This is a genomic window from Streptococcus pseudopneumoniae, from assembly GCF_001073085.1.
GTDB lineage: Bacteria > Bacillota > Bacilli > Lactobacillales > Streptococcaceae > Streptococcus > Streptococcus pseudopneumoniae_M.
The window spans coordinates 1-25,526 of the sequence record NZ_JVFV01000027.1 but is presented as its reverse complement, the minus strand read 5'-3'; the positions used below and the strand labels follow the sequence as shown (position 1 = coordinate 25,526).

The following is a 25,526-nucleotide window of genomic DNA, read 5'->3' as shown; positions in this document are numbered from 1 at the left end:
CACTAGAAAATGGCATTTAAAGACAATGCAGTTGAATTAGAAGAACGCGTAGTTGCTGTTAACCGTGTTACTAAAGTTGTTAAAGGTGGACGTCGTCTTCGTTTTGCAGCTCTTGTAGTCGTTGGTGACCACAACGGTCGCGTAGGATTTGGTACTGGTAAAGCTCAAGAAGTTCCAGAAGCAATCCGCAAAGCAGTAGAAGATGCTAAGAAAAACTTGATCGAAGTTCCTATGGTTGGAACAACAATCCCACACGAAGTTATTTCAGAATTCGGTGGAGCTAAAGTATTGTTGAAACCAGCTGTAGAAGGTTCTGGAGTTGCCGCTGGTGGTGCTGTTCGTGCCGTTATCGAGTTGGCAGGTGTAGCTGATGTTACATCTAAATCTCTTGGCTCAAATACTCCAATCAACATTGTTCGCGCAACTGTTGAAGGTTTGAAACAATTGAAACGCGCTGAAGAAGTTGCTGCCCTTCGTGGTATCTCAGTTTCTGATTTAGCATAAGAAAGGGGATAAAATGGCTCAAATTAAAATTACTTTGACTAAGTCTCCAATCGGACGCATTCCATCACAACGTAAAACTGTTGTAGCACTTGGACTTGGCAAATTGAACAGCTCTGTTATTAAAGAAGATAACGCTGCTATCCGTGGTATGATCACAGCAGTATCTCACTTGGTAACAGTTGAAGAAGTAAACTAATGAATTTTTAGGGGATGTGCACTATACCATCCCCTAAAACTAGATATAGTCATCTATGATGACGTCGTATAGGCGAGTTGATGGGGGAGACAACCTTTTCTCCCTTATCGGCGCTAGCATTTTACAAAAGAGGAGAAAATAAAAATGAAACTTCATGAATTGAAACCTGCAGAAGGTTCTCGTAAAGTACGCAACCGCGTTGGTCGTGGTACTTCATCAGGTAACGGTAAAACATCTGGTCGTGGTCAAAAAGGCCAAAAAGCTCGTAGCGGTGGCGGAGTTCGCCTTGGGTTTGAAGGTGGACAAACTCCATTGTTCCGTCGTCTTCCAAAACGTGGATTCACTAACATCAACGCTAAAGAATACGCAATTGTGAACCTTGACCAATTGAACGTCTTTGAAGATGGTGCTGAAGTTACTCCAGTTGTTCTTATCGAAGCAGGAATTGTTAAAGCTGAAAAATCAGGTATTAAAATTCTTGGTAACGGTGAGTTGACTAAGAAATTGACTGTGAAAGCAGCTAAATTCTCTAAATCAGCTGAAGAAGCTATCACTGCTAAAGGTGGTTCAGTAGAAGTCATCTAAGAGAGGTGACCTATGTTTTTTAAATTATTGAGAGAAGCTCTCAAGGTCAAGCAAGTTCGATCAAAAATTCTTTTTACAATTTTTATCGTTTTGGTCTTCCGTATCGGGACTAGTATTACAGTTCCATGGGTGAATGCCAATAGCTTGAATGCTTTGAGTGGTCTATCTTTTCTAAATATGTTAAGTTTGGTGTCTGGTAATGCCATGAAAAACTTTTCAGTTTTTGCACTTGGTGTTAGTCCATACATTACTGCTTCTATCGTTGTCCAACTCTTACAAATGGATTTATTACCAAAGTTTGTAGAGTGGGGCAAACAAGGGGAAGTTGGTCGTAGAAAGTTGAACCAGGCAACTCGATATATTGCCCTTGTTCTTGCATTCGTGCAATCTATCGGAATTACAGCTGGTTTTAATGCTTTATCTGGAGCCAAACTGTTGACTGTTCCTCTAACACCACAAGTTTTCCTTGTGATTGGAGCAATCCTAACAGCGGGTAGTATGATTGTAACTTGGTTGGGAGAGCAAATTACTGATAAGGGTTATGGGAATGGTGTTTCCATGATTATCTTTGCGGGGATTGTTGCTTCAATTCCTGATATGATTAAGGGTATCTATGTTGATTATTTTGTCAACGTACCAAGCGACCGCTTGACTTCATCCCTCATTTTTGTTGCTATCTTAATCGTAGCAGTCTTATTGATTGTTTACTTTACAACTTATGTTCAACAAGCTGAATATAAGATACCAATTCAGTATACTAAGGTAGCACAAGGAGCACCGTCAAGTTCCTATCTTCCATTGAAGATTAACCCTGCTGGAGTTATTCCAGTTATCTTTGCTAGCTCAATTACAGCAGCACCAGCGGCAATTTTACAATTTGTAAGTGCATCTGGTCTTGATTGGGCCTGGGTACGTAGTGCTCAGGAGTTACTATCTACAACAGCTCCTACAGGTATCGCTTTGTACGCTCTGTTGATTATCCTCTTTACATTCTTCTATACATTTGTACAGATTAATCCAGAGAAGGCAGCAGAAAATTTGCAAAAGAGCGGTGCTTATATCCACGGTGTCCGTCCTGGTAAAGGGACAGAAGAGTATATGTCAAAACTTCTTCGTCGTCTCGCAACAGTCGGTTCCCTCTTCTTAGGTGTTATTTCTATTTTACCTATTGTAGCTAAGGATTTATTCGGTCTTTCAGAAGTCGTTGCTTTTGGGGGAACAAGTCTTTTGATCATTATCTCAACAGGTATTGAAGGAATTAAACAATTGGAAGGTTATTTATTGAAACGTAAGTATGTTGGTTTCATGAATACAACAGAATAATTGTAATAGAAAAGAAAATTCACTATTGCTCAGAGAGTGGAGTTTAAAAATCAAAGACCTTGTCAGATTTTTATCTCCTCTCTTCTATTTTGTTTTTAAATAGGAGTTGAAATGAATTTTTGCTTCTATTTAAAAATAAAAAAGGAGTTTGAATCATGAATCTTTTGATTATGGGCTTACCTGGTGCAGGTAAGGGTACACAAGCAGCAAAAATTGTTGAACAATTCCATGTTGCTCATATCTCAACAGGTGATATGTTCCGTGCGGCAATGGCTAACCAAACTGAAATGGGTGTCTTAGCTAAGTCTTATATCGACCAAGGCGAGTTGGTTCCAGATGAAGTTACAAACGGTATCGTTAAAGAACGTTTGGCTCAAGATGACATTAAGGATAAAGGATTCCTCTTAGACGGTTTCCCTCGTACCATTGAACAAGCACACGCTTTGGATCAAATTTTGGTAGACCTTGGTCTTGAACTTGAGGGTGTAATCAATATTGAAGTAGATCCATCATGTCTACTCGAACGTTTGAGTGGTCGTATCATTCATCGTGAAACTGGCGAAACTTTCCACAAAGTTTTCAACCCACCAGTTGACTACAAAGAAGAAGACTATTACCAACGTGAAGATGACAAACCTGAAACAGTAAAACGTCGTTTGGATGTCAATATTGCCCAAGGTGAACCGATTATTGCCCACTATCGCGCTAAAGGTTTGGTACATGATATCGAAGGTAATCAAGATATCAATGATGTATTTGCAGATATCGAAAAAGTATTGACAAATTTGAAATAAAAGCGTTTTTCATGCTTGCAAAATGTTTCTACAAATGTTATACTGAATTAGTCTGACTTATAATTGTTGTCTCTGTGCCTAGAGGCATCAAATCGAAATTTATGGAGGTACTTTTGCGTGGCAAAAGACGATGTGATTGAAGTTGAAGGTAAAGTAGTTGATACTATGCCGAATGCAATGTTTACGGTTGAACTTGAAAATGGACATCAGATTTTAGCAACAGTTTCTGGTAAAATTCGTAAAAACTATATTCGTATTTTAGCGGGAGATCGTGTTACTGTCGAAATGAGTCCATATGACTTGACACGTGGACGTATCACTTACCGCTTTAAATAATCGAAAAACTTGGAGGGATAAGAAATGAAAGTAAGACCATCGGTCAAACCAATTTGCGAATACTGTAAAGTTATTCGTCGTAATGGTCGTGTTATGGTAATTTGCCCAGCAAATCCAAAACACAAACAACGTCAAGGATAAGATAGAAAGGAGAAAACATGGCTCGTATTGCTGGAGTTGACATTCCAAATGACAAACGCGTAGTAATTTCATTGACTTATGTATACGGTATCGGACTTCCAACATCTAAGAAAATCTTGGCAGCTGCTGGAATTTCAGAAGATGTACGTGTTCGCGATCTTACACCAGATCAAGAAGATGCTATCCGTCGTGAAGTGGATGCAATCAAAGTTGAAGGTGACCTTCGTCGTGAAGTAAACTTGAACATCAAACGTTTGATGGAAATCGGTTCATACCGTGGTATCCGTCACCGTCGTGGACTTCCTGTCCGTGGACAAAACACTAAAAACAACGCTCGCACTCGTAAAGGTAAAGCTGTTGCGATTGCTGGTAAGAAAAAATAATATAGGAGGTAAAAGTCTTGGCTAAACCAACACGTAAACGTCGTGTGAAAAAGAATATCGAATCTGGTATTGCTCATATTCACGCTACATTTAATAACACTATTGTTATGATTACTGATGTGCATGGTAATGCAATTGCTTGGTCATCAGCTGGTGCTCTTGGTTTTAAAGGTTCTCGTAAATCTACACCATTTGCTGCTCAAATGGCTTCTGAAGCTGCTGCTAAATCTGCACAAGAACACGGTCTTAAGTCAGTTGAAGTTACTGTTAAGGGTCCAGGTTCTGGTCGTGAGTCAGCTATTCGTGCTCTTGCTGCCGCTGGTCTTGAAGTAACAGCAATTCGTGATGTGACTCCAGTGCCACACAATGGTGCTCGTCCTCCAAAACGTCGCCGTGTATAATCATAACCTTACACTGCTTTTCGTTTAAGAGGGAGTAACTAAATGATCGAGTTTGAAAAACCAAATATAACAAAAATTGATGAAAATAAAGATTATGGCAAGTTTGTAATCGAACCGCTTGAACGTGGTTACGGTACAACACTTGGTAACTCTCTTCGTCGTGTACTTCTAGCTTCTCTTCCAGGGGCTGCTGTAACATCTATCAATATCGAAGGTGTATTGCATGAATTTGATACAGTTCCGGGTGTTCGCGAAGACGTGATGCAAATCATTCTGAACATCAAAGGTATTGCAGTAAAATCTTACGTTAAAGACGAAAAGATCATTGAACTAGATGTGCAAGGTCCTGCTGAAATTACAGCTGGAGATATCTTGACAGATAGCGACATTGAAATTGTAAATCCAGATCATTATCTCTTTACAATCGGTGAAGGTTCTTCTCTAAAAGCGACAATGACTGTTAACAGTGGTCGTGGATATGTACCTGCTGATGAAAATAAAAAAGATAATGCACCAGTTGGAACACTTGCTGTAGATTCTATTTATACACCAGTTACAAAAGTCAACTATCAAGTTGAACCTGCTCGTGTAGGTAGCAATGATGGTTTCGACAAATTAACCCTTGAAATCTTGACTAATGGAACAATTATTCCAGAAGATGCTTTAGGGCTTTCAGCGCGTATCTTGACTGAGCACCTTGATTTGTTTACAAATCTTACAGAGATTGCTAAGTCAGCAGAAGTGATGAAAGAAGCTGATACTGAATCGGACGACCGTATCTTGGAACGTACGATTGAGGAACTTGACTTGTCTGTGCGTTCATACAACTGTTTGAAACGTGCCGGTATCAACACTGTGCATGATTTGACAGAAAAATCTGAAGCAGAGATGATGAAAGTAAGAAATCTTGGACGCAAGAGTTTGGAAGAAGTGAAAGTCAAACTCATTGATTTGGGTCTTGGATTAAAAGATAAATAAAGGAGGAATAAATGGCTTACCGTAAACTAGGACGCACTAGCTCACAACGTAAAGCAATGCTTCGCGATTTGACAACTGACCTTTTGATCAACGAATCAATCGTGACAACTGAAGCTCGTGCTAAAGAAATCCGTAAAACTGTTGAAAAAATGATTACTCTAGGTAAACGTGGTGATTTGCATGCACGTCGTCAAGCAGCTGCTTTCGTACGTAATGAAATCGCATCTGAAAACTATGATGAAGCAACTGATAAGTACACTTCTACTACAGCACTTCAAAAATTGTTCTCAGAAATCGCACCTCGTTATGCTGAGCGTAACGGTGGATACACTCGTATCCTTAAAACTGAACCACGTCGTGGTGATGCAGCGCCAATGGCGATCATCGAATTAGTATAAAATCATCAATTTTGTTGAGTGTTATGATGATGGGGTCTTGTGCTCTTAGTCTAGCTCTGGTCTACCGCTAGGACTTATGTCCTAGCGGGAACACTCATCATAAGATGATAAGGTAGACGCTTGTTTACGAAATTGTTTTTTACTAAAGAACAATTTCGTAAGCAGGCGTTTTTGAGTATTTTATTAAGAAATATGCTATACTATGGAAAAAGATCAACAATGTTCATTTTTTCAAAAATATTCTATAAAGAGGTTATGAGCCAATAGACTATCAGTTTCAAGTTCTAAACTAGCGACTTGGTAAAAAAATACTAGTCTGGTACAAGATCAACTAAGAGATTTTTTAGGATTTCAACTTGGATAATTGTTCACTATTAAGTGATTTAGTTACTCTATCTCCCTTTTTCATTTTATTTTTGTCCGAAATGGATATTGTTCTGTGTTAGAAACGGAGTTTAATCATGAAAGCTATTATTACTGTTGTTGGTAAAGATAAATCTGGAATTGTTGCAGGTGTTGCGACAAAAATTGCTGAATTAGGCTTAAATATTGATGATATCTCACAAACAGTCTTGGATGAATTCTTTACAATGATGGCTGTGGTATCTAGTGATGAAAAACAAGATTTTACTCATCTTAGAAACGAATTTGAGGTTTTTGGTCAGACTTTGAATGTCAAAATCAATATTCAAAGTGCGGCTATTTTTGATGCTATGTACAATATCTAGGAGGTATTTATGGATATTAGACAAGTTACCGAAACAATCGCTATGATTGAGGAGCAAAACTTTGACATTAGAACCATTACCATGGGGATTTCCCTTTTGGACTGTATCGATCCAGATATCAATCGTGCTGCGGATAAAATATATGAAAAGATTACTACAAAAGCAGCTAATTTAGTGGCTGTTGGGGATGAAATTGCGGCTGAGCTGGGAATTCCCATCGTAAATAAACGGGTATCAGTTACTCCAATTTCCTTGATTGGTGCTGCTACCGATGCGACGGATTATGTAGTCTTAGCTAAAGCACTGGATGAAGCTGCGAAAGAAATTGGTGTTGACTTCATTGGTGGTTTTTCAGCCTTGGTACAAAAGGGTTATCAAAAAGGTGATGAAATCCTTATCAACTCCATTCCTCGTGCATTGGCAGAAACGGATAAGGTTTGTTCATCAGTAAATATCGGTTCTACCAAATCGGGCATCAATATGACTGCAGTAGCGGATATGGGGCGCATTATTAAGGAAACAGCTTCTTTATCTGATATGGGGGCGGCTAAATTGGTTGTATTTGCCAACGCGGTAGAGGACAATCCTTTTATGGCAGGCGCTTTTCATGGTGTAGGTGAAGCAGATGTCATCATCAATGTAGGTGTTTCAGGACCGGGTGTTGTCAAACGTGCCTTGGAAAAAGTTCGAGGTCAGAGCTTTGATGTTGTTGCTGAAACTGTTAAAAAAACAGCTTTCAAGATTACCCGTATTGGTCAATTGGTTGGTCAAATGGCTAGTGAGCGCCTCGGAGTTGATTTTGGGATTGTCGATTTGAGTTTAGCTCCAACTCCAGCAGTGGGTGATTCTGTAGCTCGTGTTCTTGAAGAAATGGGGCTAGAGACAGTTGGGACTCATGGAACGACTGCTGCATTGGCTCTCTTGAACGATCAAGTTAAAAAGGGCGGAGTTATGGCTTGCAACCAAGTTGGTGGTTTGTCAGGTGCTTTTATCCCAGTTTCTGAGGACGAGGGGATGATTGCTGCAGTGCAAAACGGCTCCCTTAATTTGGAAAAATTAGAAGCTATGACAGCTATCTGTTCAGTTGGTTTGGATATGATTGCCATTCCTGAGGATACACCTGCAGAAACGATTGCAGCAATGATTGCGGATGAAGCTGCTATCGGAGTCATCAATATGAAAACAACTGCTGTACGTATTATTCCAAAAGGAAAAGAAGGCGATATGATTGAATTTGGTGGCCTTTTAGGAACAGCTCCAGTCATGAAGGTCAACGGTGCATCATCTGTTGATTTTATTGCACGTGGAGGACAAATCCCGGCTCCAATCCATAGTTTTAAAAATTAAAAAGAAGTGGAATCTGTTTAAGTTGAATTTAAGGATAGACCTGTATACTACTATTATTAAATAAAGACCTCCTAACTTTATTTAATTAAAATCCTAACTTTTTCATAATAATCTCCTACAAAAGTCACTCCAAAGGGTGACTTTTGTTTTATCTCAAGAGAAAGTAGCATGTTCAAATTTGTAAATTTGTTCAAAAATAAGATGATTTAAAGGATAAAACTAGTTTTTTCATTCTGTAAAATGGGCTAAAACCTTGCTATGATTGGCTTTTTGAAAAATTATGGTATAATAGTAGTAGTTTTAATAGATGGAGTTGAATTTTGAAAAAACGCTTTCGTGTAAAAAAAGAGAAAGATTTTAGTGCAATATTTAAAAAAGGGGAGAGTTTTGCTAATCGTAAATTTGTTATTTATCGATTAGAAAATAATGAACAGCATTTTCGAGTTGGTCTGTCTGTCAGCAAAAAATTGGGAAACGCTGTCATGAGAAATCAGATCAAAAGAAGAATTCGACATATTCTGATTGAACATAAAAATCAGCTGGTTGAAAACGTAGATTTTGTTGTGATTGCTCGAAAAGGTGTTGAAATCTTGGACTACGCGGAAATGGAAAAAAATCTACTTCACGTATTAAAGTTATCAAAGATTTACCAGGAAGGAAATGGGAGTGAAAAAGAAATTACAGTTGACTAGCTTAATGGTGCTTGCTTTATTTGTGATGAGCGCCTGCACGGCTAGTGGTACGACGAGTGAGATTACAGCTGAATCAACAGATTTTTGGAGTAAATTTGTTTATTTTTTTGCTGAAACTATTCGCTTTTTATCATTTGATACAAGTATTGGTCTGGGGATTATTTTATTTACCCTTTTAATCAGAACCATTCTTTTACCAGTCTTTCAGATACAAATGGTGGCATCTAGAAAGATGCAAGAAGTACAACCACTTGTTAAGGAGTTGCGAGAACGTTATCCGGGACGGGATATGGAGAGCCGTACCAAGCTGGATCAAGAAATGCGTCAGTTGTTCAAGCAACATGGTGTGAAGCAGTCAGCTTCTCTTTGGCCAATCTTAATCCAAATGCCAGTCTTGTTGGCCTTGTTCCAAGCTTTGAGTAGGGTAGAATTTCTAAAAACGGGTCATTTCTTATGGATTAACCTTGGTGGTGTTGATACGACTTTTGTTTTGCCTATTCTGGCAGCTATCTTTACTTTCCTTAGCACCTGGTTATCCAATAAGGCCATGGTTGAGAAAAATGGTGCTATGACAGGAATGATGTATGCAATGCCAGTCATGATTTTCTTCTTTGCCATGTATTCACCAAGTGGGGTTGCCTTATACTGGGCGGTATCCAATGCTTATCAGGTGCTCCAAACCTATCTGCTCAACAATCCATTTAAGATTATTGCAGAGCGTGAGGCAGGAGTACAGGCTAAGAAGGATTTAGAAATCAAGAAGAGAAAAGCTCTCAAGAAAGCACAGAAAAAGAAAAAGTAAGGAGGAATCTTGTAATGGTATTATTTACAGGTTCAACTGTTGAGGAAGCGATCCAAACGGGATTGAAGGAATTGGGGATTCCTAGAATGAAGGCGCATATCAAGGTTGTCTCAAGGGAGAAAAAAGGTTTCTTTGGCCTTTTTGGGAAGAAACCAGCGCAAGTTGATATCGAAGCAATTAGTGAGACAACTGTTGTGAAGGCAAATCAGCAAGCAGTGAAGGGAGTTCCAAAGGAAGTTAATGCTAAGAACGAACCCGTTAAGACTGTTAGTGAAGCAACAGTAGACTTAGGCCATGTTGTTGAAGCAATTAAGAAAATCGAGGAAGAAGGACAAGGGATCTCTGAAGAAGTTAAGGCCGAAATTCTTAAAAATGAGAAAGAAGCTAGTACAATTTTAGAGGAGACTGGTCATATTGCCATTCTAAAAGATTTACTGCCAGAAGAATCTAAAGAGCAGGAAGAAGTCGAGCAGAATGATGATTTAGAAAATCTAGGTTTGAAGATTGAACCGACCTATGATATTGACCAGGTGGTCGAAGAAGTAACCAATTATGTTCAAGGTATTATTGATGATATGGATGTTGAGGGAGCAATTTCAAGTACCTCAAATCGCCGTTCTATCAATATGCAAATTGATACCAATGAACCGGGTCGTATTATCGGTTACCATGGTAAGGTCTTGAAATCTCTTCAGCTCTTAGCGCAAAATTATCTTTATAACCGCTATTCAAGAACCTTCTATATTACCATCAATGTTAATGACTATGTAGAGCACCGTGCAGAAGTCTTGCAAAGCTATGCACAGAAGTTAGCTACACGTGTCCTAGAAGAGGGGCGAAGCCAGGTGACTGATCCAATGTCTAGTAGCGAACGTAAAATTATCCATCGTATCATCTCACGTATGGAAGGTGTCACTAGTTATTCAGAAGGTGATGAGCCAAATCGTTACGTTGTTGTTGATACAGAATAAAATAGAAAATCAGGGCTTCCCTGATTTTTTGCTAGCTAAGGGAGGTTAATCCTATGTTGAATACAATGAGAGACTACCTTGCATACTCTGGCTTACAGTATCAAAAACCAGAGAAGGCAGGACAAGATGCTGAGAAAATGCTATATTTGAGGAGTAAGGGACAGGAAGCTAGAAAGGCTTTTACAGAACTGGCTAAAGCTTTTCAAGCAAGCCATCCAGAATGGCAACTCCAACAGACTAGCCAGTGGATGAACCAAGCGCAGCGCTTGCGACCACATTTTTGGGTTTATCTACAGCGTGAGGGGAAAGTGACAGAGCCAATGATGGCTCTTCGTTTGTATGGAAATCAGAATAATTGGGGAATCTCTATAGAAGTCAGCTTTGTAGAGAGAAAGAAAGATGAGACTACCTTGTCAAAACAAGCTAAAATATTGGATATCCCGGTGGTTGATGGAATCTATTATTGGGTTCAGAAAAACGATGAAAGCTATAGAGTACAAGCTACTGAGGAGAATAGACAACTTTTAAGACAACAATTATCCAATCAGGAGATTCGTAAGGTTTTAGTAAAAGTTGATATTCCAGTAGCTGATGAAGATACTATAGATAAAGTTCTAGAAAAACTTGATAGAGGTTTTGAAAAACTATCACCTTACTATCAAGTGACTAGAGATTAGTATAATCGGCTGAGTCATTTTATAGTAAATTGTTTTATTGCTATTCTATCTGTTTTTTCATATAATAGTAGAATAGGATATGTGATAAACTTATCACCTTAAATAGAAAGGAAATTCTATGTCAAATCTATCTGTTAATGCTATTCGTTTCTTGGGTATTGACGCTATCAATAAAGCGAACTCAGGTCACCCAGGGGTGGTTATGGGAGCTGCACCGATGGCATACAGCCTATTCACTAAAGAACTTCGTATCAATCCAGCTCAACCAAACTGGATTAACCGCGACCGTTTTATTCTTTCAGCGGGTCACGGGTCAATGCTTCTCTATGCCCTTCTTCACCTTTCTGGATTTGAAGATGTGAGCATGGATGAAGTAAAGAGCTTCCGTCAATGGGGTTCTAAAACTCCAGGTCACCCAGAATTTGGTCATACAGCAGGGGTTGATGCAACAACAGGTCCTCTAGGACAAGGGATTGCGACTGCGACAGGTTTTGCACAAGCAGAACGTTTCCTTGCAGCCAAGTATAACCGCGAAGGTTATAACATCTTTGATCACTACACATATGTTATCTGTGGAGATGGTGACTTGATGGAAGGTGTATCAAGTGAAGCTGCTTCTTATGCAGGTTTGCAGAAACTTGACAAATTGGTTGTTCTCTATGATTCAAATGATATCAACTTGGACGGTGAGACAAAAGATTCATTCACAGAGAGTGTTCGCGATCGTTATAATGCCTACGGTTGGCATACAGCCTTGGTAGAAGATGGGACAGACTTAGAAGCTATTCAAGCAGCTATTGAAGAAGCTAAGGCTTCAGGAAAACCATCTTTGATTGAAGTGAAAACTGTTATTGGTTATGGTTCGCCAAACAAACAAGGAACTAATGCCGTACACGGTGCTCCTCTTGGTGCAGACGAAACTGCTGCAACTCGTCAAGCCCTTGGTTGGGACTACGAACCATTTGAAATCCCAGCAGAAGTTTATGCTGATTTCAAAGAAAATGTTGCGGACCGAGGTGCATCAGCATATGAAGCATGGACAAAACTAGTTGCAGATTATAAAGGAGCTTACCCAGAGCTTGCTGCAGAAGTGGAAGCAATCATCGACGGACGCGATCCAGTTGAATTGACTCCAGAAGACTTCCCAGCTTTAGAAAATGGCTTCTCTCAAGCAACTCGTAACTCAAGCCAAGATGCTTTAAATGTAGTGGCTGCTAAATTGCCAACCTTCCTTGGTGGATCAGCTGACCTTGCTCATTCAAATATGACTTACATCAAAACTGACGGACTTCAGGACGATGCAAATCGTTTGAACCGTAATATCCAATTTGGTGTTCGTGAATTTGCAATGGGAACTGTTTTGAACGGGATGACTCTTCACGGTGGACTTCGAGTTTACGGTGGAACTTTCTTCGTATTCTCAGACTACCTTAAAGCAGCAGTTCGTTTGTCAGCTCTACAAGGTCTTCCTGTGACCTATGTCTTTACTCACGATTCAATCGCAGTTGGTGAAGATGGACCAACTCATGAACCAATTGAGCACTTGGCAGGACTTCGTGCGATTCCAAATCTCAACGTTTTCCGTCCAGCAGATGCGCGTGAAACTCAAGCAGCTTGGTACCTTGCAGTGAAGAGTGAGAAAACACCAACTGCTCTTGTCTTGACTCGTCAAAACTTGACTGTTGAGGAAGGAACTGACTTTAATAAGGTTGCGAAAGGTGCTTATGTTGTCTATGAAAATGCAGCAGACTTTGACACGATTTTGATTGCAACAGGTTCAGAAGTGAACCTAGCTGTTTCAGCTGCTAAAGAATTGGCAAGTCAAGGTGGTAAGGTGCGCGTGGTAAGTATGCCTTCAACGGATGTTTTTGATGTTCAAGATGCAGCTTATAAAGAAGAAATCCTACCAAATGCAGTTCGTCGTCGCGTAGCAATTGAGATGGGTGCTAGCCAAAACTGGTATAAATATGTTGGGCTTGATGGAGCAGTTCTCGGTATTGATACCTTTGGAGCATCTGCCCCAGCACCAAAAGTATTGGCAGAATATGGCTTTACAGTTGAAAACTTAGTAGAACTTGTAAACAATTTGAAATAAGAAAAATCAGGGCGTTTGCTCTGGTTTTTTATTGACCTAAAATCAAGGTGCAATCTTGTAAAAACAAGTGAAATTTGATATAGTAGTTTTATCTGAATTACAAAGGAGAAAAAATAATGGGTGGGAATTTAACATTCTTGATTATGCTTGTTTTGATGTTTGGCTTGATGTTCTTCATGCAACGTTCTCAAAAGAAACAAGCTGAAAAACGTATGGAGAGCCTCAACAAACTTCAAAAAGGCTACGAAGTAATCACTATCGGTGGTCTCTACGGTACAGTCGACGAAGTTGATACTGAAAACAAAACGATTGTACTTGATGTAGACGGAGTATACTTGACTTTCGAATTAGGTGCAATTAGAACAGTTTTGCCAGTTAAAGAAGCTGTCACACCTGAAGGTGCGGTTGTTGATGGTGAAAGCGCGATTGAAGAATAAAACGGGGTGGATTTCATTCCCGTTTTTCTATGATAATGAGGAGTAATGATGAAAAAGGTTGTTTTTGTTTGCCTTGGTAATATTTGCCGAAGTCCTATGGCAGAATTTGTTATGAAATCTTTAACCGATAATTGTGAGATTGAAAGTCGAGCAACTTCATCTTGGGAACACGGCAATCCAATTCACAAAGGGACTCAGAAAATCTTTAAAACTCACGGTATTCCTTATGATTCATCAAAAACGTCGCAACAAATCTCTAAGGATGATTTTGAATATTTTGACTATATTATCGGAATGGATGAGTCCAATCTTCTTGACTTGACTCGTATGTGTCCTCAAGAACAACAGCATAAGATAGAGGCGTTCGCTTCTGAAAGTGTTCCAGATCCATGGTATACAGGTGACTTTGACGAAACTTATGATCGAGTTTTAGCTGGTTGCCAAGCATGGCTAACACGTTTAGAAAATGAGGCAAAAAATGGATAATTTAAAGAAATTCTATGATAAATACAGTGTTTATATAACACGCCCTCGTTTAGAAATTGCGACGGTAGTAGTCATAGTCCTTTGTGCAATTTTTGTATTTGTAGGGAATATGCCAAAGCAAGGGGTTTTAAAACTGGATGGTGACTCAATTGTCTACGATGGGAGCATCGTTCGTGGAAAGATGAACGGTCAAGGAACAATGACCTTCTCAAATGGCGACACCTACACTGGACAATTTAAAAATGGGACATTCAATGGCAAAGGTACCTACCAAGCAAAGGATGGCTGGGTTTATGAAGGTGATTTTGTTAACGGCCAAGCTGAAGGAAAAGGAAAACTAACTACTGAGCAAGAAGTTGTCTATGAAGGCGACTTTAAACAAGGGCTCTTCCAACAAGCACAATAACCTCCTAACAAGGAGGTCTTTTATCAAAATGATAAGAAAGCGCTTCCTTGGGTTTTGCGTTAAAAATATCATAAAAAAAGTTTGTGAAATAAAATAATTTCAATATTATTTTCACAAAGATTGATAAAAGAGTGCATAAAAACAATAGTTTGATAAAAAATTTCACAATAAATTGAAAATTCTTTGTGAAATATCTATGAAACTGTTTACAAAGTATAAAAAAAGAGTTATAATAAACTTGTGAAAAATTTAACAAAGGATAATATCCTTAAAGGCTATGGAGGATAATATGGCTGATAAAAAAACAGTAACACCAGAGGAAAAACAACTTGCTGCTGAAAAGCATGTAGATGGATTAGTACAAAAAGCTTTGGTTGCGCTTGAAGAAATGCGCAAATTGAATCAAGAGCAAGTTGACTATATCGTGGCAAAAGCGTCTGTTGCCGCACTTGACGCGCACGGTATCCTTGCACAACATGCAGTTGAAGAAACTGGTCGTGGAGTATTTGAAGATAAGGCGACAAAAAATCTATTTGCCTGTGAACACGTAGTGAACAATATGCGTGGAGTTAAAACAGCTGGAGTTATCGAAGATGATCCAATTACAGGTTTGACGAAGATTGCGGAGCCAGTCGGAGTTATTTGTGGTATCACTCCAACAACAAACCCAACTTCAACAGCAATTTTCAAATCATTGATTGCCTTGAAAACACGTAACCCAATCGTTTTCGCCTTCCACCCATCAGCTCAAGAATCTTCTGCTCATGCTGCACAAATCGTTCGTGATGCAGCAATTGCAGCTGGTGCACCTGAAAACTGTGTTCAATGGATTACTGAACCATCAATGGAAGCAACTGGAGCACTTATGAACCACGAAGGGGTTGCAACTATCCTCGCAACAGGTGGTAATGCCATGGTTAAAGCTGCATACTCATGCGGGAAACCGGCTCTTGGGGTAGGTGCCGGAAACGTTCCTGCCTATGTCGAAAAATCAGCTGACCTCCGTCAAGCTGCTCATGACATTGTTATGTCTAAATCATTCGATAATGGTATGGTCTGTGCGTCAGAACAAGCAGTTATCATTGATAAAGAAGTTTACGATGAATTTGTAGAAGAATTAAAGTCATACCACACTTACTTTGTAAACAAGAAAGAAAAAGCTCTTCTTGAAGAATTCTGTTTCGGTGTGAAAGCTAACAGCAAAAACTGTGCTGGTGCTAAACTAAATGCAAACATCGTTGGTAAACCAGCTGCATGGATTGCAGAACAAGCAGGATTCAGCGTGCCTGAAGGTACAAATATCTTGGCTGCAGAATGTGCAGAAGTAGGACCAAAAGAACCGTTGACTCGTGAAAAATTATCACCAGTTATCGCTGTCCTAAAAGCTGAAGATACAGAAGACGGTCTTAAAAAAGCTCGTCAAATGGTTGAGTTTAACGGACTTGGTCACTCAGCAGCCATCCATACAAAAGACGAAGCTCTTGCTAAACGCTTTGGTACAGAAATCAAAGCAATGCGTATTATCTGGAACTCTCCATCTACTTTCGGTGGTATCGGTGACGTATACAATGCCTTCATTCCATCATTGACACTTGGATGTGGCTCATATGGACACAACTCAGTTGGTGATAACGTGAGTGCGATCAACCTTCTAAACATCAAGAAAGTAGGGAAACGTAGAAATAATATGCAATGGTTTAAAGTTCCTTCAAAAATTTACTTCGAACGCAATTCTATCCAATACCTTCAAACCTGTGAAAATATTGAACGCGTTATGATTGTTACAGACAAATCTATCGAAAAACTAGGCTTTGTTCAACGTGTTATTGATCAATTGAACAAACGTAGCAACCGTGTAACTGTCGAAGTCTTCTCAGATGTTGAACCAGATCCAGATATCACAACTGTAGAACGTGGAACTGAAGTGATGCGAAAATTTGAACCAGACACAATCATCGCACTTGGTGGTGGTTCTCCAATGGATGCGGCTAAAGTAATGTGGCTCTTCTACGAACAACCACAAATCGACTTCCGTGACTTGGTTCAAAAATTCATGGATATTCGTAAACGTGCCTTCCGCTTCCCATCACTTGGCAAGAAAGCGAAATACATCGGTATTCCAACAACTTCAGGTACAGGTTCAGAAGTAACACCATTTGCCGTTATCTCTGATAAGAAAAACAACCGTAAATATCCATTGGCTGACTACTCATTGACACCAACTATTGCGATTGTTGACCCTGCTTTGGTTGAGTCAGTTCCTGACTTCATCGCTGCAGACACTGGTATGGACGTCTTGACTCACGCTACCGAAGCTTACACTTCAAACTTCGCTAATGATTATACAGATGGTATCGCTCTTCAAACAATCAAGCTTGTCTTCGAATGGTTAGAAAAATCAGTTAAGACAGCTGATCCAGAAGCTCGCGAAAAAATGCATAATGCTTCTACAATGGCTGGTATGGCCTTCGCCAATGCCTTCCTTGGGATGAGTCACTCAATGGCCCATAAGATTGGTGCGGTTCACCACACTGTTCACGGACGTACAAATGCAATCTTGCTTCCATACGTAATCCGTTACAACGGAACTCGTCCATCTAAGACTACTACATGGCCTAAATACAACTACTGGAAAGCTGATGAGAAATTCCAAGACATCGCCAAAATGCTTGGTTTGCCTCACTCAACTCCAGAAGAAGCAGTTGAAGCATACGCCAAAGCTGTTTACGACCTTGGTGTTGCAGTAGGTATTAAGATGAACTTCAAGGATCAAGGAATCGATGAAAAAGCTTGGAAAGATAGCTTGCATGAAATTGCCTTGCTTGCTTACGAAGACCAATGTTCTCCTGCAAACCCACGCTTGCCAATGGTAGCTGACATGGAAGAAATCATGGCAGATGCTTACTATGGTTATGCAGAACGTCCAGGACGTCGTAAATAATAGATTATCAGCCAGAGGCAGGAGGAATCCTGTCTCTTTTTTGTAATTCTTTTTGAGAAATGGTATAATAATCGTATATATTTATTTGAAAACCAAATCTTTTATAATCATGCGAGGGGCAAATGAGCAAGACAAATGAGCTAGGGGAAAAGGTAAGGCTTCTTAGAGAGGAGAAAGGACTAAGTCGTCCAGTTTTTTGTGGGGATGAGTCCGAACTATCAGTCCGTCAGTTGGTGCGCATTGAAAAAGGAGAATTTCGTCCTACTATAAAAACACTGGAATATATTGCAGATAGGCTAGACATTCCCTCCTATGTCTTGATGCCAGACTATAAGGAATTACCGAAGCGTTATCAAGAATTAAAGTACTTTCTTCTTCATCATCCTGACTACGGAGACAAAGAGTTGCAGGAACAGAAGGAAGACTATTTTGATGAGATTTTTGAGTGTTTTTATGATGATTTGCCACGTGATGAGAAAGTGGTAGTGGATTGTCTTCAAGCTATAGATGCAGTGAGAGCAACTGGTAATTCTTTGTATGGTACCAGTGTGCTTGAAAATGGTCTGCAGAACTTACTATCCAGAGATGTATATAAAGCGGAGGAACTATTAAGACTGAGGTTGTATTTTGCATGTAACTTAATGGATGGTTTGAAAGCGGGTGAAATAAAAGAATCTGAGCATGAAACCATTCTTTATTTTCATGATAAACTAAGTTCTCAGGTTGATAAGATGGAGTTCGATTGTTTAGACTTACTTAGAGACTCCTTGTTAGCTTCTTTAACTTGTATAGAGATTATGGGTCTGTTTCATTATTTTAAGAGAGCGGTTGAAGCCTTAAATAAAATAGGACAAAAAACACGAGATTTTCAAAAACAACCTATTGTCTTGATGCTTGAGTGGAAATATTATATTCAGATAGATTATGATACAGCCAAACAAAAGTATGAAGAAGCAAAAATGATGGCGAGAATGTTTGGTAATGAGCAGTTAATCGTTAGTTTAGATAATGAATGGGCGGAGGACCTAGAAAGATATTGTTAAAGGGTTTATAGGAGTGACATTTCTGTCATTGGTGAAATGTCACTTTTTTGTTACAATGAATTTGTAAAAAGAGAAAGGAATTCTTTGATTCCTTTTGAATCTGATAGATAAATATAGTTTGTATCGGTACACGATAACACAAGTGATTAAAGGAGATTATAATGTCCATTTTATCCATGAAAAGTATTTCAAAATTTTACGCTTTGGACGGCAAACATAAAGAGCAGGCTCTAAGAAATATTAACCTGCAGATTGCTGAAGGAAAAATTACAGCGATTTATGGTCCGTCAGGCTGTGGCAAAACCAGTCTACTGAATATCATCAGTGGCCTGGATAGAGAGTACGAGGGAGTTTTAGATTTTAAAGGGGAGTCTCTTAGAGAACTATCGGAGGTTGAATTGACTCAATTTCGCAAAGACAACATTGGGTTTGTCTTTCAAAACTTCAATCTCATCCCCCATCAATCTGTTCTGGATAATGTCAAGTTGCCTCTCTATGTCAAAGATTTGTCGGATAAAGAAATGACAAGGATCGCTCAGGAGCAGCTTCTCAGTCTAGGGATGGAGCCTTTTATGGCTAAGAATGTCAAGCAGCTATCTGGTGGGCAAAAGCAACGTGTAGCCATTGCACGTGCTCTTGTCAATCAACCGGATATGATTGTGGCTGATGAGCCAACAGGGTCTCTGGATTCTCAATCCCAAGAAATTGTATTAGAAGTATTTAAAAGTTTGGCCAAATCTGGGAAAACAGTGCTGATTGTGACTCATAACCCAGAAGTGGCTGAATATGCAGATGTAATTATCAAAATGAAGGATGGTGAAGTCGTTGAAGAAGTCAAAAAATAAAGGATTATCCTTTAAAAATAAATTCAAACTTTCTTTAAGTAACTTTATGGAAAGAAAGTGGCGTAATTTGTTGATTGCGGTAGCAACTTCAATCGGTTTTGTAGGCGTACTGATTTCTTTTGGTCTGGGAAATGCTCTGATTTCTATGATTGATGAAAATACAAACGGAGGGAAGCTCCCTTCCCAAGTGCAGATTGCACTGAATTCCAGTGTTGCTGGAAGAGGTTTTCTGAACCAAGATGATAAGAACTATATTACGGACACGGTTGGAAAAGAAGCTATTAAATATCTAGAAAGTCCTTTTAGCATGAGCATGTCAAAGATTAGCATAGACGGACAAGAAGTAGACTTTAGTCAAACCATGCCTTCTTATGCTCAGGTTGTGAGTTTATACGAGGATACAAGTATCTCTGTTAGCAGTAATGAGAAAGAAAAAGTGCTAGCAGGGCCTATATACACTGATGCAAAAGAGCAGGGATTGACGATTCCGATGAGTCTACTGAAAAATTGGAATGAACAAACAGGGAAAAATCTGACAGCTAGTGATGTTATAGGCAAAACAGTATCGGCAAGCATTGTAGAAAATGGGGCTGAAGGTAGCAAGACTTCTCAATTTCAAACTCAGATTGTACGTGTGATAAATGATGAAGATGACATGGAGGACAGTAACAGTTTTATGTCAGCCTATCAAATGGAATCTATTTTGAAAGAAGCTGGATTTACAAAGACTGTATCTTATTTCATTTTGGAACTCAAAGATCCATCTCAGACAAAAGCAGTAACAGAAGAATTGCAAAAAAATAAGAAGTATACAGTTCTTTCTCAACAGGCAGTTCTTGATATTGTGATTACCTTTATTCGTGTTATTCAGGGGCTCTTGATAGTACTTTCTTCTCAAGCTATTTTGGTATCCGCTGTTATGATAGGCATTATTATCTACATCAATATCATGCAACGTTCTAAGGAAATAGGTGTTATGAAGGCAGTTGGTTATCAAAATAATGATGTGAAAGGTATCTTTATCTACGAAGCTATTTGGATTGTAGGGATTGCTTTGTTTATGGCATTTTTGATTGCACAAGGGCTTGGAAGTTTGGCGAATGTAGCTGTGAATCATTTCTACCCGTCTATTTCTAAAGTTTTTGAATTAAACTTCCTCTCTATTTTTAGCACTCTAGTTTTTGCCGTACTACTTGCTTATATTTCAGCCTACTTTCCAGCCCGTAAGATTAGTAAAATGGATCCGGTAGAATCTTTACGCTATGAATAAGCGCAAAAAGAAACTAGCATAGAAAATCAAGGCCAGCGCTTGCAATTTAGCTTAAATAGTTATATAATAAGAACGTTGAAAGGTGATTTGTAGTGATTCAAGTTACTCTTTTCACAATAAAATTTTCATGATTTTCATAAGGAGGAAATCACTAATGGTAGTTAAAGTTGGTATTAACGGTTTCGGACGTATCGGTCGTCTTGCTTTCCGCCGTATCCAAAACGTAGAAGGTGTTGAAGTTACTCGCATCAACGACCTTACAGATCCAGTTATGCTTGCACACTTGTTGAAATACGATACAACTCAAGGTCGTTTCGATGGTACTGTGGAAGTTAAAGAAGGTGGATTCGAAGTTAACGGTAAATTCGTTAAAGTTTCTGCTGAACGCGATCCAGAACAAATCGACTGGGCTAACGACGGTGTAGAAATCGTTCTTGAAGCAACTGGTTTCTTTGCTACTAAAGCAGCTGCTGAAAAACACTTGCATGCTGGTGGTGCTAAGAAAGTTGTTATCACTGCTCCTGGTGGATCAGATGTTAAAACAGTCGTATTTAACACTAACCACGATATTCTTGATGGTACTGAAACAGTTATCTCAGGTGCTTCATGTACTACAAACTGTTTGGCTCCAATGGCTAAAGCTCTTCATGACAACTTCGGTATCGTTGAAGGTTTGATGACTACTATCCACGGTTACACTGGTGACCAAATGGTTCTTGACGGACCACACCGTAAAGGTGACCTTCGCCGTGCTCGTGCTGCTGCAGCTAACATTGTTCCTAACTCAACTGGTGCTGCTAAAGCAATCGGTTTGGTTATCCCTGAATTGAATGGTAAATTGGACGGAGCTGCTCAACGTGTTCCTGTACCAACTGGTTCAGTAACTGAATTGGTAGCAGTTCTTGACAAGAACGTTACTGTTGATGAAGTAAACGCAGCTATGAAAGCAGCTTCTAACGAATCATACGGATACACTGAAGATCCAATCGTATCTTCTGATATCGTAGGTATGTCATTCGGTTCATTGTTTGATGCAACTCAAACTAAAGTTCTTGATGTTGACGGTAAACAATTGGTTAAAGTTGTTTCATGGTATGACAACGAAATGTCTTACACTTCACAACTTGTTCGTACTCTTGAATACTTCGCTAAAATCGCTAAATAATTCCTGAGTCAATCAAAGCAAGGCCGACTGGCCTTGCTTTTTTGGTATCTATAAGAAAAAATGGATGATGAAATCATCCATTTTGTTTTAATTCTCTTTCAAATGTATCTGATAGCGCAGTAAAACTTAATTTTTTAAAAGTTAGAGGGTGGATAAAGGATAGCTTAAATGCGTGAAGCATCAGTCTGCTAGTTTTGGAATGTGGATTATAGAGAGGGTCTCCAAGGATTGGATGACCGTGGTGAGATAGATGAACTCGAATCTGATGAGTACGTCCTGTTTTTAATCGACAACGAACGAGACTAGTTTTGTTTTGAAATTGTTTCAATCGAGTTACATGAGTTTCAGCATATTGACCATTTTTGAAATCCACCACCCGTTTTCTACGATCGTGACGATCACGACCGATTTTGTCTCGAAAGACAAGCTCTTTAGTTCCTATGTTCCCCTCAACCAGAGCCCAGTATTCGCGGGAGATTTCTTTTTTCTCCAATAATCGATTTAGGATGGGCAGTATAAATGGATTTTTGGCAAATAGTACGAGTCCACTTGTTTCTTTGTCTAGTCTATGAACGACATAGCAAGTCTGGCCTACATAGGCGCTGACATGGTTGAGAAGAGCAATCTCATCTGGTTGATTCCCGTGAGTTTTCATACCTTCTGGTTTATTAACGATAATCAAATGTTGGTCTTGGTAAACTTCTTGGACAAGATTAGGATTCCCCCAAACAATTTCTTTTGTAGGATAATCCTCCTCATCGAAAATCAGTTGACATTCATCTCCGGATTTGATAGTTTGATGCCAGTGGACTTCTTCTTGATTGATGAGAATATGCTTTTTAATTCTCAAGAAATGCCGTATTTTTCTCGGAATGAGTAGCTGCTCCTCCAAGAAGATTTTGACAGTCATTTCAGGAAGAGAGTCAGGGATAACAAAGGTAAATTTCATACAGATATTGTAACAAAAAATAGATTATTTGGATAGAGAAACTAGCTAAATTCTTGTCTTCCTATGGGGAAGATGATAAAATAAACGCATGAAATTAGATACATTATTTGAAAAATTTCTTTCTTTATTTAAGAAAGATGAAGCTGAAATGGAAGAAATAGAAATCGACGAAGCTAATAATGAAGAAAATACCTCGACTAATTTAAGAAGATCAAGAGGTGGGCGAAAGAAAGTTGGGCAAGTCGGACCTATTCGAAAATTTTGGCGTCGTTATCATCTGACCAAAATCTTTCTAATTCTTGGACTAAGTGCAAGCTTATTTGTTGGGGTCTATCTATTTGCCTTGGCTAAATCGACAAATGTTACAGACTTGCAGAATGCTTTGAAAACGCGAACAGTGATTTTTGACAGAGAAGAGAATGAGGCTGGTGCCTTATCAGGCCAAAAAGGGACCTATGTTGAGCTCTCGGAAATTAGTGAAGATTTGCAGAATGCTGTTATTGCGACAGAAGATAGAAGCTTCTATAAAAATAGTGGAATTAACTATGGTCGTTTTTTCCTAGCTATCCTAACAGCTGGTCGCTCGGGTGGTGGATCTACAATTACTCAACAGTTGGCGAAAAATGCTTATCTTTCACAAGATCAAACTGTGCAGAGAAAGGCCAAAGAATTCTTTCTTGCTTTAGAATTAACCAAAAAATACAGTAAAAAAGAAATTCTAACTATGTACTTGAACAATGCCTACTTCGGTAATGGAGTTTGGGGCGTTGAGGATGCTAGTAAAAAGTACTTTGGTGTTTCGGCATCGGAATTAACTCTTGATGAAGCCGCCACTTTAGCAGGTATGCTTAAAGGCCCAGAATTGTACAATCCTCTGAATTCTATTGAGCATTCAACTAATCGAAGAGATACTGTCTTGCAAAATATGGTGGCTGCCGGCTATCTTGATAAAAATAAGGAAGCAGAAGCAGCAAGTGTTGATATGGCTTCTCAATTGAAAGATAGTTATGAAGGGAAAATATCAGACTACCGTTATCCTTCCTATTTTGATGCAGTTGTCAATGAAGCTATTGAAAAGTATAATCTAACAGAGGAAGAAATCGTTAATAACGGTTATCGAATTTATACGGAGCTAGATCAAAATTACCAAGCAAATATGCAGGTTATCTACCAAAATACTTCTCTCTTTCCGACAGCTGAAGATGGAACACATGCAGAGTCTGGTAGTGTAGCATTAGAACCAAAAACAGGTGGAGTTCGAGGAGTTGTTGGTCGAGTGGCCGGGGATGATAAAACAGGTTTCAGAAATTTTAACTATGCAACCCAATCCAAAAGAAGTCCAGGGTCTACTATTAAACCCTTGATAGTGTACACACCAGCGGTTGAGGCAGGCTGGTCTCTTAATAAGGAGTTGGATAATCATACCATGCAATATGGTGATTATAAAGTAGACAACTACGCAGGAATCAAGACATCACGAGAAGTACCCATGTATCAAGCTTTGGCTAAATCTTTAAATTTACCTGCAGTAGCTACTGTTAAAGAGCTTGGAATAGATAAAGCCTTTGAAGCGGGTGAAAAGTTTGGTCTAAACATGAGCGATGTAGATCGTGTGCTTGGAGTGGCTTTAGGTGGTGGCGTAGAAACTAACCCTCTTCAGATGGCCCAAGCATACGCAGTGTTTGCAAATGAAGGACTCATGCCGGATGCTCACTTTATCACTCGTATTGAAAATGCTAGTGGTCAAGTGATTGCTACTCATAAAAACACTCAAAAACGAGTAGTAGACAAATCGGTAGCTGATAAAATGACAAGTATGATGCTCGGAACCTTTACAAATGGCACAGGTATAAGTTCGTCTCCAGATGATTATGTTATGGCTGGGAAAACCGGAACGACAGAGGCTGCCTTCAATCCAGAATATACGAGTGATCAATGGGTGATTGGGTATACCCCTGATTTAGTCATTAGCCACTGGCTTGGTTTCCCGACTACTGATGAAAATCACTATTTAGCAGGTTCGACTTCGAATGGTGCTGCTCACATTTTTAGAAGTATGGCGGAAACAATCCTACCATATACACCAGGTAGCACTTTTACAGTTGAAAATGCTTATAAAATGAATGGTATTGCACCAGAAAATACACCTAAACAAACTACAAGTGATACTAGTGCACAGTCTGATGATATACTATCAGATATTCGTGGACGGGCGCAAAATCTGGTCGATGAAGCAGGAAGAGCGTTATCGGATGCTAAAATTAAAGAAAAAGCTCAGACTGTCTGGGATACCATTGTAGATCTGTTTCGCTAAAACGTTTAAAAGGTAAAAGACAAGGATTCAAATCTTTGTCTTTTTTTATTCTCACTTGTCAGTATTCATACTTCCTGATACACCTTGGACTTGAAAAAACACAAGACAGAAATCAAATCCCTTCTTTCCCCCTTTCTCTGCTATACTACAAGTAGAGAAAGGGGGAAAGCAAATGCTTGAAAAGAATTATGAGAAGGTAAAAGGAATTGTCCATAGATGCCGAAAAGATTATTATCTCCACCTGTGGGAGAAAGAGGATTGGGATCAAGAAGGACTGATCTGCCTTTACGAACTTCTAGAAAAGCATCCAGAACTGGTG

28 protein-coding genes and 1 pseudogene are annotated in these 25,526 nt (G+C 39.2%); 28 read left to right on the top strand and 1 reads right to left on the bottom strand.

The genetic code is table 11. From position 1 onward, the window contains the following. Positions 1–9: 9 nt before the first annotated feature. From rpsE to gap, 26 genes are all read left to right on the top strand, one after another. Positions 10–504, top strand: coding sequence for a 30S ribosomal protein S5 (gene rpsE, locus ADH90_RS05465; protein WP_000874203.1), 495 nt, complete (start codon positions 10–12; stop codon positions 502–504). 13 nt (positions 505–517) lie between these two features. Further along, the gene (rpmD, locus tag ADH90_RS05460; RefSeq protein WP_000057241.1) at positions 518–700 is read left to right on the top strand and encodes a 50S ribosomal protein L30; all 183 of its coding nucleotides are present in this window, start codon (positions 518–520) and stop codon (positions 698–700) included. A gap of 144 nt (positions 701–844) precedes the next feature. Then, a complete protein-coding gene (gene rplO, locus ADH90_RS05455) occupies positions 845–1,285 on the top strand; it encodes a 50S ribosomal protein L15 (protein WP_000766087.1) in 441 nt (146 codons plus the stop codon). A gap of 12 nt (positions 1,286–1,297) precedes the next feature. Continuing rightward, a complete protein-coding gene (gene secY, locus ADH90_RS05450; protein WP_000465405.1) occupies positions 1,298–2,608 on the top strand; it encodes a preprotein translocase subunit SecY in 1,311 nt (436 codons plus the stop codon). Between the two features lie 155 nt (positions 2,609–2,763). Next, a complete protein-coding gene (locus ADH90_RS05445; RefSeq protein ID WP_049530290.1) occupies positions 2,764–3,402 on the top strand; it encodes an adenylate kinase in 639 nt (212 codons plus the stop codon). A 117-nt stretch (positions 3,403–3,519) separates the two neighbouring features. Next, positions 3,520–3,738 carry a translation initiation factor IF-1 gene (infA, locus tag ADH90_RS05440; RefSeq protein WP_001029883.1) on the top strand — a complete coding sequence of 73 codons (219 nt, stop codon included), beginning with the start codon at positions 3,520–3,522 and terminating at the stop codon, positions 3,736–3,738. Between the two features lie 24 nt (positions 3,739–3,762). Then, entirely contained in the window at positions 3,763–3,879 is a 117-nt protein-coding gene (gene rpmJ / locus ADH90_RS05435; RefSeq protein WP_001808836.1) for a 50S ribosomal protein L36, read from the top strand. Positions 3,880–3,896: 17 nt separating this feature from the next. Beyond that, positions 3,897–4,262 carry a 30S ribosomal protein S13 gene (gene rpsM, locus ADH90_RS05430; protein ID WP_000090783.1) on the top strand — a complete coding sequence of 122 codons (366 nt, stop codon included), beginning with the start codon at positions 3,897–3,899 and terminating at the stop codon, positions 4,260–4,262. Between the two features lie 17 nt (positions 4,263–4,279). Then, positions 4,280–4,663, top strand: coding sequence for a 30S ribosomal protein S11 (gene rpsK / locus ADH90_RS05425; protein WP_001118385.1), 384 nt, complete (start codon positions 4,280–4,282; stop codon positions 4,661–4,663). A 42-nt stretch (positions 4,664–4,705) separates the two neighbouring features. Beyond that, positions 4,706–5,641 carry a DNA-directed RNA polymerase subunit alpha gene (locus tag ADH90_RS05420; RefSeq protein WP_000568996.1) on the top strand — a complete coding sequence of 312 codons (936 nt, stop codon included), beginning with the start codon at positions 4,706–4,708 and terminating at the stop codon, positions 5,639–5,641. A gap of 11 nt (positions 5,642–5,652) precedes the next feature. Continuing rightward, entirely contained in the window at positions 5,653–6,039 is a 387-nt protein-coding gene (gene rplQ / locus ADH90_RS05415) for a 50S ribosomal protein L17 (RefSeq protein ID WP_000331493.1), read from the top strand. Between the two features lie 461 nt (positions 6,040–6,500). After that, entirely contained in the window at positions 6,501–6,767 is a 267-nt protein-coding gene (locus tag ADH90_RS05410; protein WP_000644115.1) for an ACT domain-containing protein, read from the top strand. 9 nt (positions 6,768–6,776) lie between these two features. Further along, the gene (locus ADH90_RS05405; protein WP_049530288.1) at positions 6,777–8,114 is read left to right on the top strand and encodes a PFL family protein; all 1,338 of its coding nucleotides are present in this window, start codon (positions 6,777–6,779) and stop codon (positions 8,112–8,114) included. 320 nt (positions 8,115–8,434) lie between these two features. Then, positions 8,435–8,806: a ribonuclease P protein component gene (gene rnpA / locus ADH90_RS05400; RefSeq protein WP_000745628.1), complete on the top strand. Its 372-nt coding sequence runs from the start codon at positions 8,435–8,437 to the stop codon at positions 8,804–8,806. Next, the gene (locus ADH90_RS05395; protein WP_162837480.1) at positions 8,781–9,608 is read left to right on the top strand and encodes a membrane protein insertase YidC; all 828 of its coding nucleotides are present in this window, start codon (positions 8,781–8,783) and stop codon (positions 9,606–9,608) included. Before rnpA ends, ADH90_RS05395 begins: the two co-directional genes overlap by 26 nt. A gap of 14 nt (positions 9,609–9,622) precedes the next feature. Then, a complete protein-coding gene (gene jag, locus ADH90_RS05390; protein WP_049504883.1) occupies positions 9,623–10,579 on the top strand; it encodes an RNA-binding cell elongation regulator Jag/EloR in 957 nt (318 codons plus the stop codon). 53 nt (positions 10,580–10,632) lie between these two features. Further along, positions 10,633–11,256, top strand: coding sequence for a hypothetical protein (locus tag ADH90_RS05385; protein WP_049530287.1), 624 nt, complete (start codon positions 10,633–10,635; stop codon positions 11,254–11,256). Positions 11,257–11,374: 118 nt separating this feature from the next. Beyond that, complete coding sequence (tkt, locus tag ADH90_RS05380) at positions 11,375–13,351, top strand: transketolase (RefSeq protein WP_049530286.1); 1,977 nt, start codon at positions 11,375–11,377, stop codon at positions 13,349–13,351. 116 nt (positions 13,352–13,467) lie between these two features. After that, the gene (yajC, locus tag ADH90_RS05375) at positions 13,468–13,788 is read left to right on the top strand and encodes a preprotein translocase subunit YajC (RefSeq protein ID WP_049530284.1); all 321 of its coding nucleotides are present in this window, start codon (positions 13,468–13,470) and stop codon (positions 13,786–13,788) included. Positions 13,789–13,836: 48 nt separating this feature from the next. Further along, positions 13,837–14,274, top strand: a complete 438-nt coding sequence (locus ADH90_RS05370) for a low molecular weight protein-tyrosine-phosphatase (RefSeq protein WP_049530283.1) — start codon at positions 13,837–13,839, stop codon at positions 14,272–14,274. Then, positions 14,267–14,680: an MORN repeat-containing protein gene (locus ADH90_RS05365; RefSeq protein WP_049530281.1), complete on the top strand. Its 414-nt coding sequence runs from the start codon at positions 14,267–14,269 to the stop codon at positions 14,678–14,680. The genes ADH90_RS05370 and ADH90_RS05365 overlap by 8 nt, the downstream gene beginning before the upstream one ends. A 289-nt stretch (positions 14,681–14,969) precedes the next feature. Further along, positions 14,970–17,621 carry a bifunctional acetaldehyde-CoA/alcohol dehydrogenase gene (gene adhE / locus ADH90_RS05360; protein ID WP_049530278.1) on the top strand — a complete coding sequence of 884 codons (2,652 nt, stop codon included), beginning with the start codon at positions 14,970–14,972 and terminating at the stop codon, positions 17,619–17,621. Between the two features lie 122 nt (positions 17,622–17,743). Then, positions 17,744–18,664, top strand: coding sequence for a helix-turn-helix domain-containing protein (locus ADH90_RS05355; protein ID WP_049530276.1), 921 nt, complete (start codon positions 17,744–17,746; stop codon positions 18,662–18,664). A gap of 161 nt (positions 18,665–18,825) precedes the next feature. Continuing rightward, the gene (locus tag ADH90_RS05350) at positions 18,826–19,509 is read left to right on the top strand and encodes an ABC transporter ATP-binding protein (RefSeq protein WP_049530275.1); all 684 of its coding nucleotides are present in this window, start codon (positions 18,826–18,828) and stop codon (positions 19,507–19,509) included. Next, on the top strand, positions 19,478–20,779 hold the full coding sequence (locus ADH90_RS05345; protein ID WP_080982626.1) for an ABC transporter permease: 1,302 nt from the start codon (positions 19,478–19,480) through the stop codon (positions 20,777–20,779). The genes ADH90_RS05350 and ADH90_RS05345 overlap by 32 nt, the downstream gene beginning before the upstream one ends. A gap of 154 nt (positions 20,780–20,933) precedes the next feature. Next, the gene (gene gap, locus ADH90_RS05340; RefSeq protein ID WP_000260673.1) at positions 20,934–21,944 is read left to right on the top strand and encodes a type I glyceraldehyde-3-phosphate dehydrogenase; all 1,011 of its coding nucleotides are present in this window, start codon (positions 20,934–20,936) and stop codon (positions 21,942–21,944) included. 73 nt (positions 21,945–22,017) lie between these two features. On the opposite strand, the gene ADH90_RS05335 is transcribed toward gap, so the two are convergent. Next, complete coding sequence (locus tag ADH90_RS05335) at positions 22,018–22,893, bottom strand: RluA family pseudouridine synthase (RefSeq protein WP_152904476.1); 876 nt, start codon at positions 22,891–22,893, stop codon at positions 22,018–22,020. A gap of 88 nt (positions 22,894–22,981) precedes the next feature. Between ADH90_RS05335 and pbp2a the strand changes: the two genes are divergently transcribed. Both pbp2a and ADH90_RS11575 read left to right on the top strand, forming a co-directional pair. Then, the gene (gene pbp2a / locus ADH90_RS05330; protein WP_049530273.1) at positions 22,982–25,207 is read left to right on the top strand and encodes a penicillin-binding protein PBP2A; all 2,226 of its coding nucleotides are present in this window, start codon (positions 22,982–22,984) and stop codon (positions 25,205–25,207) included. Between the two features lie 172 nt (positions 25,208–25,379). After that, positions 25,380–25,526 (top strand): annotated as a pseudogene (locus ADH90_RS11575) (sigma-70 family RNA polymerase sigma factor); the annotation flags it as partial.

Coding starts and splice junctions, on each gene's coding strand:
- rpsE (WP_000874203.1), top strand. CDS start 10: ATGGCATTTAAAGACAATGCAGTTGAATTAGAAGAACGCGTAGTTGCT.
- rpmD (WP_000057241.1), top strand. CDS start 518: ATGGCTCAAATTAAAATTACTTTGACTAAGTCTCCAATCGGACGCATT.
- rplO (WP_000766087.1), top strand. CDS start 845: ATGAAACTTCATGAATTGAAACCTGCAGAAGGTTCTCGTAAAGTACGC.
- secY (WP_000465405.1), top strand. CDS start 1,298: ATGTTTTTTAAATTATTGAGAGAAGCTCTCAAGGTCAAGCAAGTTCGA.
- ADH90_RS05445 (WP_049530290.1), top strand. CDS start 2,764: ATGAATCTTTTGATTATGGGCTTACCTGGTGCAGGTAAGGGTACACAA.
- rpmJ (WP_001808836.1), top strand. CDS start 3,763: ATGAAAGTAAGACCATCGGTCAAACCAATTTGCGAATACTGTAAAGTT.
- rpsM (WP_000090783.1), top strand. CDS start 3,897: ATGGCTCGTATTGCTGGAGTTGACATTCCAAATGACAAACGCGTAGTA.
- ADH90_RS05420 (WP_000568996.1), top strand. CDS start 4,706: ATGATCGAGTTTGAAAAACCAAATATAACAAAAATTGATGAAAATAAA.
- rplQ (WP_000331493.1), top strand. CDS start 5,653: ATGGCTTACCGTAAACTAGGACGCACTAGCTCACAACGTAAAGCAATG.
- ADH90_RS05410 (WP_000644115.1), top strand. CDS start 6,501: ATGAAAGCTATTATTACTGTTGTTGGTAAAGATAAATCTGGAATTGTT.
- ADH90_RS05405 (WP_049530288.1), top strand. CDS start 6,777: ATGGATATTAGACAAGTTACCGAAACAATCGCTATGATTGAGGAGCAA.
- jag (WP_049504883.1), top strand. CDS start 9,623: ATGGTATTATTTACAGGTTCAACTGTTGAGGAAGCGATCCAAACGGGA.
- ADH90_RS05385 (WP_049530287.1), top strand. CDS start 10,633: ATGTTGAATACAATGAGAGACTACCTTGCATACTCTGGCTTACAGTAT.
- tkt (WP_049530286.1), top strand. CDS start 11,375: ATGTCAAATCTATCTGTTAATGCTATTCGTTTCTTGGGTATTGACGCT.
- yajC (WP_049530284.1), top strand. CDS start 13,468: ATGGGTGGGAATTTAACATTCTTGATTATGCTTGTTTTGATGTTTGGC.
- ADH90_RS05370 (WP_049530283.1), top strand. CDS start 13,837: ATGAAAAAGGTTGTTTTTGTTTGCCTTGGTAATATTTGCCGAAGTCCT.
- ADH90_RS05365 (WP_049530281.1), top strand. CDS start 14,267: ATGGATAATTTAAAGAAATTCTATGATAAATACAGTGTTTATATAACA.
- adhE (WP_049530278.1), top strand. CDS start 14,970: ATGGCTGATAAAAAAACAGTAACACCAGAGGAAAAACAACTTGCTGCT.
- ADH90_RS05355 (WP_049530276.1), top strand. CDS start 17,744: ATGAGCAAGACAAATGAGCTAGGGGAAAAGGTAAGGCTTCTTAGAGAG.
- ADH90_RS05350 (WP_049530275.1), top strand. CDS start 18,826: ATGTCCATTTTATCCATGAAAAGTATTTCAAAATTTTACGCTTTGGAC.
- ADH90_RS05345 (WP_080982626.1), top strand. CDS start 19,478: ATGGTGAAGTCGTTGAAGAAGTCAAAAAATAAAGGATTATCCTTTAAA.
- gap (WP_000260673.1), top strand. CDS start 20,934: ATGGTAGTTAAAGTTGGTATTAACGGTTTCGGACGTATCGGTCGTCTT.
- ADH90_RS05335 (WP_152904476.1), bottom strand. CDS start 22,893: ATGAAATTTACCTTTGTTATCCCTGACTCTCTTCCTGAAATGACTGTC.
- pbp2a (WP_049530273.1), top strand. CDS start 22,982: ATGAAATTAGATACATTATTTGAAAAATTTCTTTCTTTATTTAAGAAA.